Genomic DNA, 385 nt, shown 5'->3' with positions numbered 1-385 from the left:
AAAGCGGTAACATAGCCAACATCGGTATGACGGCGATATCTTGAAAAAGCAGCACAGCAAACCCAGACTGGCCCGTTTCGGTGCCATTGAGGCCTTGCTCTTAAATCACTTTGAGTGCAATGGCCGTAGAGGAAAGGGCGAGCCCCATGCCGATGACCAAACCCACCTGCATGCTCAAGCCAAACAAACTGACAATGCTACCAATAACCGCCGTCGTCACTACAACTTGCGCGCCGCCAAGACCTAAAATCGGCCCTCGCATTTGCCATACTTTTTTCGGGTTCAATTCCAAGCCAATTAAGAACAGCAGCAACACAACCCCGAGCTCGGCAAAATGCAGAATCCCATCGACATCGCTAATCAGGCGTAATCCCCAAGGGCCAAA

The 385-nt window shown here is 51.2% G+C and carries 1 pseudogene; it reads right to left on the bottom strand.

The features are described 5' to 3' along the window. A pseudogene (locus UF05_RS08885) lies at window positions 1–385 on the bottom strand (cation:proton antiporter domain-containing protein); the annotation flags it as partial.

Source organism: Vibrio sp. S457-15 (assembly GCF_000960545.1).
GTDB lineage: Bacteria > Pseudomonadota > Gammaproteobacteria > Enterobacterales > Vibrionaceae > Vibrio > Vibrio parahaemolyticus.
This window is presented reverse-complemented; position numbering and strand designations above follow the sequence as displayed.